General features: G+C 49.4%; 10 protein-coding genes. 8 read left to right on the top strand and 2 right to left on the bottom strand.

Features of this window, described 5'->3' with window-relative positions:
• Window positions 1-377 precede the first annotated feature (377 nt).
• From AC6I7T_RS30890 to AC6I7T_RS30865, 6 genes are all read left to right on the top strand, one after another.
• Complete coding sequence (locus AC6I7T_RS30890; RefSeq protein ID WP_497795272.1) at window positions 378-707, top strand: PadR family transcriptional regulator; 330 nt, start codon at window positions 378-380, stop codon at window positions 705-707.
• Complete coding sequence (locus tag AC6I7T_RS30885; RefSeq protein ID WP_497795271.1) at window positions 674-1426, top strand: hypothetical protein; 753 nt, start codon at window positions 674-676, stop codon at window positions 1424-1426. The genes AC6I7T_RS30890 and AC6I7T_RS30885 overlap by 34 nt, the downstream gene beginning before the upstream one ends.
• On the top strand, window positions 1411-1935 hold the full coding sequence (locus AC6I7T_RS30880; protein WP_497795269.1) for a (2Fe-2S)-binding protein: 525 nt from the start codon (window positions 1411-1413) through the stop codon (window positions 1933-1935). The genes AC6I7T_RS30885 and AC6I7T_RS30880 overlap by 16 nt, the downstream gene beginning before the upstream one ends.
• A gap of 16 nt (window positions 1936-1951) precedes the next feature.
• Entirely contained in the window at window positions 1952-4267 is a 2316-nt protein-coding gene (locus AC6I7T_RS30875; protein ID WP_497795267.1) for a xanthine dehydrogenase family protein molybdopterin-binding subunit, read from the top strand.
• Between the two features lie 180 nt (window positions 4268-4447).
• Window positions 4448-5254, top strand: coding sequence for a DUF1223 domain-containing protein (locus tag AC6I7T_RS30870; protein ID WP_497795266.1), 807 nt, complete (start codon window positions 4448-4450; stop codon window positions 5252-5254).
• Window positions 5255-5524: 270 nt separating this feature from the next.
• The gene (locus AC6I7T_RS30865) at window positions 5525-9742 is read left to right on the top strand and encodes an FG-GAP-like repeat-containing protein (RefSeq protein WP_497795264.1); all 4218 of its coding nucleotides are present in this window, start codon (window positions 5525-5527) and stop codon (window positions 9740-9742) included.
• 61 nt (window positions 9743-9803) lie between these two features.
• Here the strand turns inward: AC6I7T_RS30865 and AC6I7T_RS30860 are convergent, their stop codons facing one another.
• Window positions 9804-10814 (bottom strand): 4Fe-4S dicluster domain-containing protein, encoded by a 1011-nt coding sequence (locus AC6I7T_RS30860; protein ID WP_497795263.1) that lies wholly within the window; start codon window positions 10812-10814, stop codon window positions 9804-9806.
• 22 nt (window positions 10815-10836) lie between these two features.
• Window positions 10837-13956 (bottom strand): TonB-dependent receptor, encoded by a 3120-nt coding sequence (locus tag AC6I7T_RS30855; RefSeq protein WP_497795261.1) that lies wholly within the window; start codon window positions 13954-13956, stop codon window positions 10837-10839.
• Between the two features lie 541 nt (window positions 13957-14497).
• On the opposite strand from AC6I7T_RS30855, the gene AC6I7T_RS30850 reads away from it, so the two are divergent.
• Together AC6I7T_RS30850 and AC6I7T_RS30845 are read left to right on the top strand one after the other, a co-directional pair.
• Entirely contained in the window at window positions 14498-15718 is a 1221-nt protein-coding gene (locus AC6I7T_RS30850; RefSeq protein WP_497795260.1) for an MFS transporter, read from the top strand.
• A 19-nt stretch (window positions 15719-15737) separates the two neighbouring features.
• A complete protein-coding gene (locus tag AC6I7T_RS30845) occupies window positions 15738-16730 on the top strand; it encodes a LacI family DNA-binding transcriptional regulator (RefSeq protein WP_497795258.1) in 993 nt (330 codons plus the stop codon).
• Window positions 16731-16781: the final 51 nt, after the last annotated feature.

Raw genomic sequence — 16781 nt, 5'->3', positions numbered from 1 at the left:
TTTCTTTCCCGCTCCACTTTCCGGTCATACCTTCCAATTACCACCAAGAGCACTCCCCGCAAAGATGTAGACCAAGGCACAGAGGCTTAAGCAGCTTTCCCTCAAAGAAGGCTGCACCACTCTATCGCTGAAGAATCTATACCTATGAGGGAAAATGCTCCATGCCTCAGGATGAGCAATTCGCAGAAACCAGCGTAGGTATATCCCCGAAAAACAAAGATTTACAAAGGTTTCAGTCAAGAGAACCTGCATATTACTAATTCTGGAAGGATCACAGCAACGCTGGTTTGGCTTGGGAAGATCCACTTCTCTCTTCCCAAGGAGTTTCATTGTCTATTGACTTTATTGAATCATTACTATCACAATGTAGTTGTTATATGCTTGGTGAATTCGAATACCTCTTAATTACATCGGCTGCTGGACTTGGCGAAAATGCCTATGGAGCCGCAATTCGGGAAGAGATTGAATCGACCACAGGCCGAAAATGCTCTATTGGCGCAATGTATACGACAATTGAGCGTCTCGAAAAAAAAGGCCTGTTGAAGACTTGGATGGGAGAATCTACCGCGCAGCGGGGTGGCCGATCTAAGCGAATGGTTCAGGTAACCGCAAAAGGAGTACGCGAAGCAAAGGACTTTTATGAGGCCGTTATACGCGTAAGCCAGAGAGCATCATGGGTGACAAATCGAGGCAGGAGTTTATCATGACAATCTCCGGGTGGAAGGTCGTTGAAATCTTTGCCCGTTTGCTTGATTCAGAGGAACGCGACGCGATTTTGGGAGATCTGATGGAAGCCAACGAGAGCGCTTCGGAGGCATTCCTCGCGGTGCTTGGCTTCCTTTTCCGTAAGCAGGCTGCGGCATGGAGCAATTGGCGACCATGGATTGCATCCTTCGGGCTGGCACTGCCCGGAAGCTTTCTTCTAATGGGTTTCTCTCTTTCTGTCAGCCGGTCATATCAGCAAATCCTCGCACCCGCACTTTTCGAGAGTATAGGACTAAGGCTAGGTGGCGGATTCACCTTATTGCTCTGTAATCTTCTTCTTTTATTAGGCTGGTCATGGACCGGCGGCTTTGTTATAGGATCGCTGTCCAGACGAACTGTAACCGCGAGTGCTATTTTTTCCTTTTTGCCATGTCTATTCTGTCTGGAGAGGTTTCATGTGGAAACAATCTCCAGATTTTGCCTTCTGCTGTTCCTGCCTCCGGCGATTTGGGGTGTTCGTCGAGGTCTTCGAATCGCACAGATCCAATTGAGATCGGCCCTTTTGCTGGCAGCTGGTATTACTGCATTGACAATTCCTACATGGTCCAACCATGGCACATGGATTCCCAATTGGGCGCTGAGCTGGCCTGCTTGGTACCTGGTTGCAACTGCATCAAGAGGTTCAGTTGGACAGGAAGACAGAAAATGGCAAATAAGCTAAAACTCCTGGTAAATGGAAGCGAACACGAAGTTTCTGCGTCTCCGGAAACACCCTTGCTATTCGTTCTACGCAATGCACTCAAACTATCGAGTCCCCGCTTCGGTTGTGGAATAGCTCAATGTGGTGCATGCTCGGTCCTTGTAGATGGCAAAGAGGTCCGCTCCTGTGTCTCGCCAGTCTCCTCTTCTATAGGCAAACAGATAACAACAGTTGAGGGACTTCCCGGAGTCTGGGCAGCTAAGAAAGGACTAAGCTCCGAGGAATCTGCCAAAACACTTCATCCAGTACAACAGGCTTGGATCGACGAACAGGTTCCGCAATGTGGTTACTGTCAAAGTGGAATGTTGATTGCCGCCGTCGAATTGCTGTCCAACAATCCCAACCCCACAACAGCACAAATAAAAGAAGCCTTCACAAATAAGCCGCCCTCACCACACCTTTGCCGTTGTGGAACCTATGCAGCAATTATCGAAGCAGTACAACATGCAGCCGAGGCAATGAAGGCCTGAAGAGGAATCCCTCCCGATGAGAACGGATAACTCCCAAAACTCGATCGTCTTGCCTACCTTGACACGACGGGGCTTTCTTCAGATAGGCGGAGTACTGATGGTCTCGTTTACTTTTCCACGACTCGCCGTAAGTGACAACATCGGACACACCTCACCCCCCGATCCCCAAAAGCTTTCTTCATGGCTCGAAATTCACCACGACAATACCATCGTGGTTCGCACTGGACGCACTGAAATAGGTACTGGCATGAGTGGATTCTATGCACAAGTGGTAGCCGAAGAATTGAATGTGCGCCCTGAAACCATCACGCTCATTATGGGAGACACAGACAGCACGCCGGATGGAGGTTATTCTGCTGGATTCCGCACCGGCGCAGCAAATCTCCGTAAAGTTAGCGCCTATACATATCAAGCGCTGCTGAAGCTCGCATCGGAAACCCTCGCTGTTCCCATCTCCGCGCTTGAGGCCACAGACGGCATCGTTTCTGGCGGAAGTAAGAATATGTCATATGGAGAATTGGTTCAGAACCAACATCTCGACCTGAAAATCCCGGTCTCTGGGGAACCTGCCCGAATTGACCCGGCTTCATGGAATGGTTTGTCAGGCCTAGATGGAATCGTAGTACTCGGCAATCCACCTACAAAGCCGATGAGCCAGTACAAGATCATAGGCAAGTCGCACCCGATGCCCGGTACTCCAGACAAAGTGACAGGCAAAACACAATGGAGTTGCGACGTCAGGCTACCAGGAATGTTGCATGCTCGCATGGTGCGCCCCCCAACCTTGGGGTCAACTCTAGTCTCTGTTGGCAAGCTCGACAAAGCGCGTTTTCCTGGTGCACAGATCATCACGAAAAAGAATCTGGTTGCGGTGCTCTCTGCAGATGAGTGGGAAGCAATCAGCGCAGCTCGTCTCGTAACCTCTGAAACCAAATGGACCGAATGGTCCGGACTTCCTGGCAGCGAGAACCTTACAAAAACAATCCGTGCATTTAAGTGGGACAAGCCATCTGCAAGCCGCGGAGATGCCTCCGCAGTCACGACTGCACTTGCTCAAGCTTCAAAAACAATCTCAGCTACATACGAGCAGCCCTATGTGAAACATGCCCCAATCGGTCCTTTCGTAGCGACAGCCGATGTGCGAAATGATGGCTCGGTCACGGTATGGACACATTCAGCAAACTCGCAAGGACTTCGCGCACAAATTGCAAATACCCTGAGTGTGCCTGTAGAAAAGGTAACTGTTCGTTGGCTCGAGCACGCCGGACAATTTGGACGTACAACCTTTGGAGGCGACGGCGCCGAAGGTGATGCGGCTATTCTTTCGCAAATAACGGGAAGACCCGTACGTGTGCAATGGACCTTGCAGGAAGACTTTGCATGGTCTGCTTCCTCTCCCGGTTGGGTTGAAGACATTACCTGTGCACTCGATAGTAGCAACCATGTAGCCGCGATTCACAGCGCCTTTTACTCGCCTCAATCAAACGATGCTCGTATAGTTGGCGCGGTTTTGGCAGGAATGCCCTGTAGTGAGCCTAAGCCTGGATATTGGATCGCCACAGAATGGCCTTACGACAAGATTCAATACCGCTTGGAGGAAGTCTACGGAATGCCGAATCTCGGAGCCGATTCCTCTGCCATAGGCTTGAGGGGATTGATTATGCGCACTCCCGGCCAGCGCCAACAAAACTTTGCGCTCGAATCCTCAATGAACGAAGCGGCTTCCACGGCAGGCGTCGATCCCATTGAGTTCAGGCTTCAACACACGACAGATCAACGTTTAACAGAGGTGATTCGAGCTACAGCCAATGCTGCCGGATGGAAATCACGTCCAGCCCCCAATGCTCAAGCCCGACGCACGGGAACAGAGTCTATCCCTGGTCGAGGTGTGTGCATTATGATTCGCGAGAATGCCTACTGGGCAGGAATAGCCGAGATTTTAGTAACCCCCAATACAGGCGCAATCCAAGTCACAAAATTCACCATTGGTGTCGACTGCGGCAAAATAATCAATCCGCGTCAACTTGACCGCTGTATGAAGAGCGGCGTTGTGATGGGCATCAGCGAAGCTCTCAAAGAAGAGGTAACCTTTGATAGCGGAAGAATCACCAGCACTACGTGGAACCGCTACAAGATCTTGACAATGGCGGAAACACCGGAAATCAAGACCGTGAAAATCTCGCAAGAGGATAAAGGATATGGTGGAGGTTCAGAAGCTGCCAACGCGCTCTGCCCACCAGCAATTGCAGCAGCGTTCTTTGACGCCACCGGAATTCATCCACGCAGGATTCCCTTGACCCCCGCATATGTAATAGCGCTGCTGAAGAACTGATCCAACGGACGACCTTGTGAAACAATGTCACTAGCGCTTACATTCAACCAGCCGTATTCCATAATAATCAATCGCTATGGCGTTGCAGCATTTGGAAGAAAAGAAGGAAGTTAAAGCTACCCCAGCCCCGTATCGTGGAACTGTAACCTTTCCGTACTCTCACACTCAAATAGAGGCTACGTGACTGGAGACAAAGCTCATGCGATTTCAACCATTTTGTCATTACCGCTTCTATTTGCAGTATTTATACTTCAAAATACCGAGTCACACACAGCTACTCTAAAACTAAATTCAGGACCACCAGCCGCAGCTGCAGTCGTCGAGTTATTTACCTCCGAAGGCTGTTCTAGTTGTCCACCAGCTGACACCCTCTTACGTGAGATTCACGGGAAGTACGCTCCGACAGGACAATTCATCATTGGCATCAGTGAGCACGTAACCTATTGGAATAGACTCGGATGGAAGGACCCATATTCATCAGAGGTATTCACAGACCGGCAAAATGCCTATGCTTCCCGCTTTTCTGTTGATGGACCTTACACTCCGCAAATGGTTGTCAATGGTCGAAAGGAGTTTGTCGGCAGCGACAGCATCACTCTGAGGCAAGCTCTCAGACAAGATTTGCGAGAAACACACATACAGCTGCAGATTCTTTCTGCAACACTCTCAGAAAAGAAGTTAGACCTGCGATTTGCATTGAGGAATGCGACGACGCAGGAACCGCTGGACATCATCGCTGTACTAACCGACGATACAGTCCAATCAAAGGTGCTCCGAGGAGAAAACTCCGGAAAGTCATTGCAGCATATATCGGTTGCTCGCATTCTCTCCCGCGTCGCAGTTACCATGGGGAATGCTGAACAATCGACTTATTTATCAATACCTGAAGACTTTCACATCGCAGGCAATTCTGGACATCATCTGGTGCTCTTTGCTCAGAAACAGTACCAAGGCGCCATTCTTGGAGCAACAATCACCTCATTCTGAATACCTATAAACAACGATTGACTTCTCCGATACAACATGTGGTAGAGTTTCTGCGCTGGAATCACTGTAGGCGAGAGCCCTTCTGTTTTGGTAAGCCTGGTTTTCTGATTTCTTCTTTCACCGGTTTAAATAGGCCCGAAGAGTTCCTAGAGGAATTTTGAATATAAGTTGGTTTCAGGAAGGAGTATCTCTCCTACCTGTCCTCAGAAAAAGGATGACTTTTTCTTCTAGGACTCTCGTCATATTGTTCTCCAGCATTGGAGTTCTTCAATGTTTTGCTACACTTCACTTCCCCATCTTAGTTTCCAGAGAACCCGCAAAAATTGCCGTATTCTCTCGATTCTTCCCTGCCTCATAATCTCGTTCACCGTCGTCACCAATTCACCGCAGATCTTAGCTGCATCCACAGTTACAACATTGACTACATCCTCCAACCTTCTAGTCGCGGGAACGGCAGTAACACTCACAGCGACTGTGACATCGAACGGTAATCCCGTCTCCCGGGGAACGGTGAGGTTCTGCAGTGCTTCTGTACCGTATTGCGACGATATTACATCTGTATTGGGAACAGCGCAGCTAACAAGCAATGGAACAGCTACCGTAAATCTGCGTCTGGGAATCGGTAGCTATAGTGTAAAAGCGATGTTTAGAGCAACGCTTTCCTTGGGCAGTAGCAGCTCGCAGACAGAAGCGATACAAGTTCTAGGCAAATTCCCAAGTGCAATTTCGTTTGTTAACTCTGGACAGCCAGGAAACTATAAGGTTACGTCAACAGTCATCGGCCATCCCAATGGCGTGACTAAACCAGCTCCAACCGGAACTGTATCGATCGTTGATCCTAAAGGTAAACTCTTGGGCTCGACTGCAGTAGGTTCCTCTGCGATAAAATCCGAACTCCTGCCCATGCAAACCGTCGCCACAGGAGGAGGTGTTGGAGGATTAGCTATTGGTGATTTTAATTCCGACGGCATTCTGGATTTTGCGGTTGCAGATCAAAATATCTATATCAGTCCGTTTACCGGCGATCTCAGCATATTCTTGGGCGACCCGGCGCACACGGGACAATACCTTTCTCCGACGGTATATCCCACAGCGGGTGCAGCGGGGCCTCCAGTAGTGGCTGATTTCAATGGAGATGGGGCCTTGGACATAATCGTAGGTGATCTCAGCCAATCAACAGACAGTGTCTCTCGCGGCTTCATTGGCGTGTTTTTGGGTGATCTGGCACACCCGGGGAAATTTTTGCCAGAAGCGCTCTATCCAGCAGGGATTCTCCAAAACTTCTATGGGCCATATGCGTGGCAAATAGCTGTTGGAGATTTCAATGGAGATGGGCTGCCGGATTTAGTTGTCGGACAGTATCCTACCAACTTCGATAGCACGCCCACTATCAACGTTCTGTTGAACGATCCATCTCATCCGGGCCAGTTTCTACCCTACACTTCTCTGCTGCCTGCTGGAGGTGTCGGAGTTACATCGATGACTACAGGTGACTTTAACCATGATGGAATAGATGATCTGGTTATCACCACAAACTACTACACAACATCCGGCTATCCAGCGGCCCCCGGCGACAGTATCGAAGTATTCCTTTCAGACTTTGCTCATCCCGGTCAGTTTCTGCCACCGGTTTCCTATATGGTTGGTGAAGAAGTTGCGGGCATCGTGACTTCAGATTTCAACCGGGATGGGACCCTTGATCTGGCAGTAGCCAATCTCGGCGCACCACCACTCTCCGAGAATAGCCAAGCTGCGGTAAGCATATTGCTTGGCGATCCTTCTACACCAGGAAGCTTTCTTACACCTGTCTCCTATCCGACTAGAGGAAATACCTTTGGATCCTTTCCTCTGGCGTTAGGTGACTTTAACGGAGATGGAATTACTGATGTAGCCATCGGTGAATTTGACGCCACGATCCTCTTGGGCGATCCAACCCATCCGGGGACGCTTCTTCCCTCAACCAGCTTCCCGCTTGGAGGATATGTACCCTTTCTGGGTGCGGCAGACCTAAATGGAGATGGCATGACCGATCTTGCCGTCGGCGTCACTAATGGTGCAGATAATTCCACATACTTTCGGGGAACGGTTTTCTCGCAAATCAGTCAGACTTCGACAGAATCGGTCAGCGGAATCTCTCTCCCGAATCCTCAAAGCAATTATGTCAGGGGAATCTATTCCGGCGATCGAAATTACCTCGGTAGCCATACTGGCTGGGCCAACATCGAAATGCCTACGATTGGTTCAGCTACGGTATCAAACATCACGACGGATTCTGCAACAATAAGCTGGACAAGTAATGTTCCGACTTATGGCGTTGTGGACTATGGACCAACTTCGGCATTGGGGGAGATCACACCTTGGCCGAGTTCCCCTTCTTTCACCCATACCATTGTATTAACAGGCCTAACGCCCCTTACAACCTACAATTACGAAGTCAGATCGGTCGTTCTTTTTGACGACGGCACTCATTGGAGCGTGACTTCTCCTTTAGCACCCTTCAGCACAATCCGTCTTCCTTCGACAACCACACTGCACCTTTCTTCAACCTCTGTGAATTTAGGAACGCCAGTATCACTGACAGCGACCGTCGTTTCTCAAGGAACTCCTGTGAGCCCGGGACAGGTAAGTTTCTGTTCAGGAATACCGTGCACAAGCTCGAACATGCTAGGAGTGGCATCGCTGACTCCAACAGGAACAATCCCGATAAAAGCGCGTCTCGGAATCGGATCGCACAACATCTATGCTGTCTTCAATGGAACGAGTCCATTTACACCCAGCATATCTGCACCGCAAGCATTGAAAGTATGCTGCCAGTTCCCCACTGCAATCACAATCGGCAGTCTCTATGGCACTTTTGGCCGCTATGGACTAGTAGCAGGAATTACCGCCGATGGAGGTCAAGGAGTTGATCCCCCAAATGGATCCGTCTCCTTTTTCGATGTAACTAGGGGCCAAGTACTGGCCACCTCATCCCAGATTTTCACTCAGTCGAGTTTTGATTTTAGATCTCCGTTGCTGACACCAACTGGCATCACAGCTGGGAAGAGTATTGCTACAGCAGACCTAAACGGAGACGGCATACTGGATGCCGTCGTAACTTCCGGTCCCGTAAATGTGTTGTTGGGAAGCCCGACACATCCAGGTCAATTTGTGACAACCACGTTGCCATTAGCGGATACGAAATACTCTGGTGTTGCCGTGGCAGATTTCAACGGAGATGGAGCGCCGGACATTGCATTAACGAACAATGGCTCCGTCGGAAATGTCACACTGCTTTTTGCCGATCTGTCACATCCTGGTCAATTCCTGTCTCCAGTTATAGTCCCTATAGGAAATAGTTCTGCAAATCAGACAGATCTCATTGTCACTGGAGACTTCAACCGAGATGGACTACCTGATTTAGCTGCTAGAACAATCAATGGTGCACAGACCACACTGGCAATTCTTTTGAACAATCCTGTGCATCCGGGAACCTTTAATCCTGTAACCCCGTTGGCCGTTAATGTTCAATCTTCTTTAGCCACAGGAGACTTCAATGGGGATGGAGTACCTGATCTTGTTGCAGGTTATTCGGGATCTCAAGGAACTCTCGTGATAGTTTTCGGAGACCCGATTAATCTAGGAAACTTCTTACCGAATCCGTCCTATTACACGCTTCCTGCCGCTCCCGACTCTATAGCCGTAGCAGACCTGAATGGAGATGGCATATCCGATTTGGCAATGGCCGTAAATGGAGAGGCGGGAGTACTGCTCGGAGATCCGACACATCCCGGACAGTTCTCCACACTAGCAACGTATCAAACTGGTGGTAATGCATCTTCTATAGCGATCGGCGATGTGACTGGAGACAATCTTTCTGACTTGGTCGCAGTAAACTCCGAAAATCTGGTTGTATTGCCCGGAGATCCTTCCAATCCTGGCCAATACCAGTCAAGTACGACCTTCATCTCCGGCACCGTGGCAGCGCCTCTCGCTCTTGCTGACTTCAACGGAGACAGCATAATGGATGCCATGATTCCCGGAAGTAGTGAGATCAGTGTGCTGCTGGGCAAGAGACCTAAATTCACTAATCTGTACGTCTGGGATGTCTCTACTCAAGCTTTGGGAGACTACGTTGAAGCAAGATATTCTGGAGATAGTATCTACTCAGGAGGTAGATCCTGTGTTATAGCCTTTGGCCTTGGTAGTACAGGACAAGCTCCCGTGGTCACCAACATAACGGTCTCTGCAATAAGCAAGAGTTCAGCGACGATTAGCTGGACCAGCAGTATTCCTACGAATGGGACCGTAAACTACGGAACAACCGCTACGATGGGCACTTTGACGCCTTGGGAACAAATACCCACTACAACACATTCCTTCCAACTCGTTAATTTGAAACCAAAGACTCTGTATTACTTTCAAGTACAATCGACGGCATTCTTCGACAGTTGTACGCACTGGAGCTCAACCTCACCGCAGCAATCTCTCATGACTTTAGCTCAGTAAGATGGCTTCTACTCAAGTACTGTATCCCTGAAGGGGCGCACAGCTCCTTCAGGAGATTTATTCACTCCATTTTCTTCGATACTTTGCGTTCCAGCCGCTTCGCCATAGTTTCAAGTAGTTTGGGACGCACTGAGGGACGAGTCCAGGGACATTCGGCTATACAGATGCCACACGAAGCTGCCTCTGCAAAAAAAGGGATGCATTTATCAAAGTCCACATACCAGCGCTCAGTTCCGCGCACCATCTGTTTCTCAGAGTTAATAGCTCCCGGAGGACAGGCTTGCGTGCAGATCTGACAGGTAGAACAGAATTCATCCACGCCAAAGGAGTCCGGAACAGAAGGAAGAAGTGGCAGATCAGTGGTAACTGCCGCCAGGCGTACACCTGCGCCGAACTGTCTGCTGATAAGCGAACCGTGCTTGCCCAATTCTCCTAAGCCTGCTGCAATCGCCGGGGGAATCAGCGCCAGGGCGCTGGCCATTGGACCCGGATGTGGATCAGCCTTATACCCCTGTGCACGAATCCAGTTGGCTAGAGCATAAGATGACCGTGTTCCTCGCGCATATTGGTCGCCAACATCAGAAACTCCGATGCCGTTCGTCTCGTCGGAAGGAACTTCCTTCAAGCGCTCATAATTGTGTGCCAAAGCCAGGACTATCACCCATGGCTCTTCGATTACGTATCCCTCAAAAACATACATCGGATCCATTTTCGTAATTCCGATGGAATCGGCCTCATGTGCAAGAACAAAACGATGAATCTCCTCGCTCCATTGTTTTGCACTCAACACACGGTGTCGCTCCGCGATAGGAATCAATTCCGGGTAGTTGTAGGCCGCCTGAAATGCCGCCGCAGCTCCAGGACAACGCCTCGAACTCTCCCGAGCAAGAACCTGCAGCGCCCCCCAAGGATGTTTATCAGGAGGATGCCAAAAGAACGGTGAAGGTCTTCTGACCTGTGTCTCTCCCACACCATTAATGGCATTGCCTGAAACACTCAGTAATGCGAGGGTCTCTGCCCTCGGATGATAGGTACCTCGATCGGGACGCCGTGGATTTTTGGGAGTAGTCATCTGCCTGTTTTCCGATACCTGCTTAAAATTCGAGCTTTAGCGAAAACTGGAATTGCCTTGCCGCTCCAGCATAGGTAGGAGTTCCAAAAGTTGGATTGGAAGGGCTCACCACCCCATCGCCAAAGTGGTGGGGAAGGGGGCCAGCAAATTCACTGGCCCCATAGACCTGATCTATGGCTTGAACATTGACACGATTTAAGAGATTCAAAGCCTCAGTTCTCACATTGGCCTTTATCTTCTCGGTAAGATGAAAGCTCTTTTGTAACCGAACATCTGTATCGTAATAAGAGGCGCCGCTATAGCTGTTACGTCCGATAGGCCCGACACGATCATTAAACGGGAACCCATCGCCGTTAACATCTGAGCCAGCCAGGATGCTATACGGTTGAGGGCTCTGCAGCGTATTTACAGTAGAAAATTCGAGATTGCGTAGTGGCGGGATCCAACCCGAAGGAGACTCTGCGATAAAGGTAATAACCAAGCGATGGCGGACGTCATTGTCTCCTACGGAACGGTCAAGTTGGGGAGCAAGATAATTCTGAGGCTCGTCTTGTAATTGATTTTCGGTGGCTACATCAACAGATTTGGAGAAAGTGTAACTAGCCATCGCGCTGTAGTGACGAGCGAAATTACGGCGCAAAACTGCAGTTCCGGCGTTATAGATAGCCCAACCGGTAGGCGTAGCGAAAAGAGCAAAACCGAAGTTTGTATCCGCAGGGGAAAACTTCTGCCGTCCATCGCTCAAAAAGCCATTCGGAATTCCATTGATGGATTTCGAACTGTTCAGCCTGAGAGCATGCAGGTAATGGTAGCCAAGAGTGAGATGCCAACTATTATTCAGATCATTATCGATCTCAAAGTTCGCTTGCTCGGAATAGAGCTTAGGGAACTTGCGCTTCATAAAACCAAGCGGAAATTGCTTAAGATTTGCTGGCGCAGGATAGATCCCATTGCGGGAGAAATTGCGAAAAGCACCTCCAGCGGCGGCTGGCCCAACAGCTCCAACCATACCTGCAGGAGCAAAGCCGATCAGGTTGTTCGAAGGATCGCTAAACTCAGTCAGCATTGGCTGGTTCATTGCTGTAAAGGGCGAAGCACCATGCCAATTGTTCACTGTACTGCTGTACTCAAAGCTGCCAGTATAGAGGCCGAAGTTTGCCCTTACTATCGTTTTGCCATTACGCAGTGCATAGGCCAAACCAATACGGGGTTGCACCTTTGTGAAATCACTGCCATTCATTTGACCGAGCAACTGCAGATCTTTGGCCGAGGGTAACAGGTCCAGATCATAACGAGCACCTAATGAAAGCACGAGATTGGGCCGTACCCGCCACTGATCTTCTCCATAGGCGCCAAGAAGCTTATGCCAGAAATGAACCTGATCAGCACGGTTGCGCAGGTTAGCATCGGAACCGCTGTAAAAACCAAGCTGAAATGGTAAACGGCGTTGTGGAACTTGCTGCCCAAACTCACTACGAGGTTCCTGAAATATGAATTGGACGGCGGTTCCGGGCCCAAAAGGTGCGCCTGCAAATAAACCTGTCCCAAAGAAGCTTTGCGGGCTGAAGATTCCCACGCTCGGAGTGAAATAGGGGGTTTGTGCTTCAAACCAGATTGGTTGAAACTCAACCCCCAATTTGACAGCATGTGCCTCGTGCGTCCAGGATAAGGTCTCTTTAACTTGAAAGTAATGTTCTCCGTAATAGCTCACACCACCCAGAAAACCGCCGCTATACAGCTCGTCAGCAACCTGAATAGCCGGTTCATAGCCGACGCCGACTGGATTCATATGAAAGATACGGCGTCCAAAACTGAGTGAAGTTTCCGTTGACCAATGGGCATTCAGAGTTTGGAATAAATTGCCATAGAGCGTTTGATCATGTATGAGATTATCCCTATAGCTCGAAGGCAACCCTTGCCCCGGTGACGCTGCGGGAGTGTTGTGGTTTCGTACGTTGGTAATGAGATAGCCGAGAGCTAAAGTTGTCGTCGTATTTGGAGCAGTAGTGATTTTCGTAAAAGCATTGTCGTAATCCTGGATAAGAAGAATAGAACCAAGATGTTCCGGCGAAAGGCCTAAGCTCTTCTTCACATCATTAATGCTGGGTGTCCCGGCTCCGAGACAACCTTTTGTATCGATGCACTTGAGAATAAAACGCGAGAAAATCGGGGATTCTGCACGTCGCTGTCCCTGATACCCGAGAAAGTAGAAAGACTTATCTCGTTGTATGGGGCCACCCAACGTAGATCCAAACTGATTGAACCTGAGAGTAGAGAAACCGGGAGCGGACAGCAAGTTTCGCGCGTTCAACTGATCGTTGCGCAAATAGTCGTAAACACTGCCATGAAGATCTTTCGTTCCCGACTTAGTGATGGTGTTGACCGCACCTCCCAGATTCATACCTGCATCGGCGGCTCTTGGAGCATTGGTAACACGAAATTCTTGAACCCAGTCGAGAGACGGGCTAACACGTTGCACACCTGAGGTACTCGTGTTGTAGTCAACCCCATCGAGTCCATAAAAGACACTATGAGTCTCTCGCAATCCCCCAAGACTAATCATCAGCTCGGTCTCTTGAAAAGCAGACTGCGCCGCGGTAGTTGTACTGCGTCCGATAGTTGCCGTAGGTGTTAGCAGGATAAAGTCGATGAAGTCGCGTTCCAGGATCGGAAGTTTAGTAATCTGATCGGGAGTAATTAGTCCTCCGTTTTCGGGACTGCCGGTATCCATGCTGTATCCGGTATCGATAACAGTCACATTCTCAGAGGCACCCTGAATACGTAGAACCACGTGAAGTCGTGCCTGCTGTGCAAGGGTTAAAGAAAGGGACGTTTCATAGACATTGAATCCGGAGGCCTCGACAGAGAGCCGATAATTCCCCGCCGGCAAACCAGGAATTATTGCTATTCCGGTTTCATCGGATAGTGCTTTTCGTTCTATTCCGGTGTCAATATTGCGAATCGATACATTCGCTTGGGCTATTATTGCGCCATTCGGATCATCAACCCGCAGGTTGAGACTGGCAAACTGCTGTCCCTTAACCGAAGGGCTTGTCGAGAGAATCAACGCAACAATTAGTGATACTAATCTAAATCCGCGCTTAAGAAACGTGCAGGAGGTATCGTGCCACTCGGTGGCCATCGGGGAAGTCCTCATGTCGTTCAGACGTTACGCCCAGAATCAACCACAAAACCTGGCGCAGAGCGGATTTTTACGAATTTATATGGTCATTGAAAACCTTCCAATGTGGGATATTTTTCTCCACCCATTGATGGACGGCGGGCATAAGGCAAATCGATGACACCACACTTTCCTGATAAATGCCGGGAGAGGGGGTTCATTATGACATCGAGATATCTGAGGCGGCAGGTGACCCTTGTACTTGGAATGGAGAGGTGCGGGGATATCATACTTTGCCTGTGTTCCGAGATGCTCCAGACAGTATTGGCAACGTTGCCGAAACCGAGCTATCATATTGATGATCTTTCCCCGAAACTCAAGGTTGCCGATGCCACAGGCGTCTATCGGAGGCTGTTCCAAATCCCTGGGGGCTATTGGGAACACGCCGGTTCCGTCTGTTACTCCTCCAGGAGATTTGCTTTGACCGGACATATATTAAACATCTGTCTTTGGATTGCCAGAAAACAGATCGTTCTCGGTTGGGCGGCCGGATAGCCAAGGTATGCGAATTTCGCCAATTCTCTTTGTCTGTTTTCTTGCAGCAATTGGATCTTTAACTTCACTTTCAATTGATGTTGGCCTGCCCACTACCCCTCTCATAGAGGAAAGATTCGCACTGCCTCAAGGACGCGGGAGCCTGGCAATCAGTCTATTTCTTGCTGGCTTCCCCTGTATGCCACTGGTCGGGGGAGCGTTTAGTGATCACTTTGGCCGTTTTCGTATTTTGTTATTCTCGTTGATCCTTTACGCTTGCGCCTCTTTCGCGTGCGCTTTCGCCCCAACTTTCGGATTGCTGCTCGTGTTTCGCTTTTTTCAGGGATGCTTTGCAGGAACGGCAACGACCCTTCCACTTGCGATTATTCATGATTCTCTGCAGGGAAATATTGCACGTCAAAGGATGTCTGAGGTCCTCAGTGTTCGAAACCTGATGCCGATCCTCGCACCTTCATTTGGTTCACTTTTGTTGTTCCGGCACGACTGGAGACTTCCTTTCTTGGCACAAGCCACGTTTGTCCTTTGCCTGGTGGCAATTCTGGTTTGTTACTTTGACCCGCTCCAGCCTACGACGCGACGCGCCGATATTTCTCCCTTATCTCTATATCGCGATTACCTTCGGCTTTTGTTAAATCACCGTTTTCGCACATACGCAATCGTCTACGGTCTGTACTTTGGGAGCATATTTTCGTTTGTTTCTACATCACCCCTGATCCTGATGCAGAGAATGGCTATCGCCCCTTCAACCTATGCCGTTCTGTTTGGACTGAACTCAACGGGAACAATGTTTGGAGCATGGGTAGGAGCAAGACTTCATAAGAGGAAAATCGCTGTCAGCAAAGTCATTCTTGCCGGCTTATCGATTTCTATCCTGGCATCCTTGGTGGCATTAATTATTGCGATTATGCATGCCAGCTTGCCAGCCACGATTCTTCCCGAGATATTTGTTTCCTTCTTTGGATTTGGAATGACGGAATCTGCCATTACGCTTGGAGCTTTAGAGGAACTTCCTGGAATTCCCGGTACAGGCTCGGGGACCTTGCGTTGCATCCTGATGATATTTGGATTCACAATAAGCGGATTTCTTAGCTTTGTAATATCTCGCTTTGCAAACGCCGCGGAGCTGATCACAACCACAACAATGACTGCAACCGCAGTCGGCGCGGCATTAGTTTATGCTATTTCTTTCCGTCGACGTGCTGAATCCTACTTGAGTCTTTCGAAATAGAACGTGAGGCATTAACCAGATGGCAAAAAGACCAACAGTAATTGACGTGGCTCGCTTGGCAAACGTTGGAGCATCTACAGTATCACGTTACTTGAGAGGAGTGCAGGTCGGTAAAGGAGCTGCAGAACGCATAGCTGCTGCGGTCAAGAAACTCGGCTATGAGCCCAACGAAGCAGCTCGTTCGATGCGAGGCGGACAAAGTCGAGTCATTGGGATCATCGTCCCGAAGGTCACTAATGTTTTCTTTAGCGAAGCCACCCAACTGATTGAAGAGGAATCTCGTCGAAGAGGATGTTCTGTTATTCTGCTAACCCACCAGGATGACGCGACGCTACAGAGAGAACATCTCGGGACCTTGAAGCGATATCGCGCGGATGGAGTCATTATTACGGCTGCTCCCGGCTCTACCTCTCAGGGAATCATGGCCATTTTAGCGGATGTCCCGATGGTCGTCTTTGACAGCTTCTTATCGAAGGAGATCGATTCAGTGCTGCTACGCAATCGTGAAGCGGCTCGGTCCGCCACTGAACATTTATTAAGACACCAGTACAAAAATGTGGCGTGTGTAACAGCGAAACCCGAAATCTACAGCTTTCAAGAGCGTATAGCTGGATACAAAGAGGCCATGGCAGCAAAGCGGTTGAAAGACAATGTCATCTCCGCTCCAGATTATGAACAGTTGCGCTTTGCTTTAGGAACTGCCATTCGCGGGAAAAAACGGCCTGATGCAATATTGTCCTTGAGTGACTTCGCCACGCTGAACATTCTCATGACATTTCAGGAACTCGGGCTTAGACCAAACCAAAAACTACCAATGGTAGGCTTCGATGATTTTAGTTTTGCGCCCTTAATGGATCCTCCATTATCAGTCGTGCGCCAGCCAATAGAAACAATGGTAAAGTACGCATTGAATGCTCTGTTCCGTCGCATAAATGGGGAAGGAGTTGATGGAGTTCAGTCGATTTCACTTCCGGGTGAGTTGATCTTGCGGCGCTCCTGCGGGTGCATGTAGGAATCCATAAACAGAATTCACGGTTCTGAGCAAAGAGCCAGAGCACTTTCA

The sequence above is a fragment of the Humiphilus diazotrophicus genome, from assembly GCF_059726315.1.
The sequence above is the reverse complement of the archived record's forward strand: the minus strand, read 5'-3'. Positions and strand labels throughout refer to the sequence as shown.

Coding starts and splice junctions, on each gene's coding strand:
- AC6I7T_RS30850 (WP_497795260.1), top strand. CDS start 14,498: ATGCGAATTTCGCCAATTCTCTTTGTCTGTTTTCTTGCAGCAATTGGA.
- AC6I7T_RS30860 (WP_497795263.1), bottom strand. CDS start 10,814: ATGACTACTCCCAAAAATCCACGGCGTCCCGATCGAGGTACCTATCAT.
- AC6I7T_RS30845 (WP_497795258.1), top strand. CDS start 15,738: ATGGCAAAAAGACCAACAGTAATTGACGTGGCTCGCTTGGCAAACGTT.
- AC6I7T_RS30880 (WP_497795269.1), top strand. CDS start 1,411: ATGGCAAATAAGCTAAAACTCCTGGTAAATGGAAGCGAACACGAAGTT.
- AC6I7T_RS30875 (WP_497795267.1), top strand. CDS start 1,952: ATGAGAACGGATAACTCCCAAAACTCGATCGTCTTGCCTACCTTGACA.
- AC6I7T_RS30855 (WP_497795261.1), bottom strand. CDS start 13,956: ATGGCCACCGAGTGGCACGATACCTCCTGCACGTTTCTTAAGCGCGGA.
- AC6I7T_RS30865 (WP_497795264.1), top strand. CDS start 5,525: ATGTTTTGCTACACTTCACTTCCCCATCTTAGTTTCCAGAGAACCCGC.
- AC6I7T_RS30885 (WP_497795271.1), top strand. CDS start 674: ATGGGTGACAAATCGAGGCAGGAGTTTATCATGACAATCTCCGGGTGG.
- AC6I7T_RS30890 (WP_497795272.1), top strand. CDS start 378: ATGCTTGGTGAATTCGAATACCTCTTAATTACATCGGCTGCTGGACTT.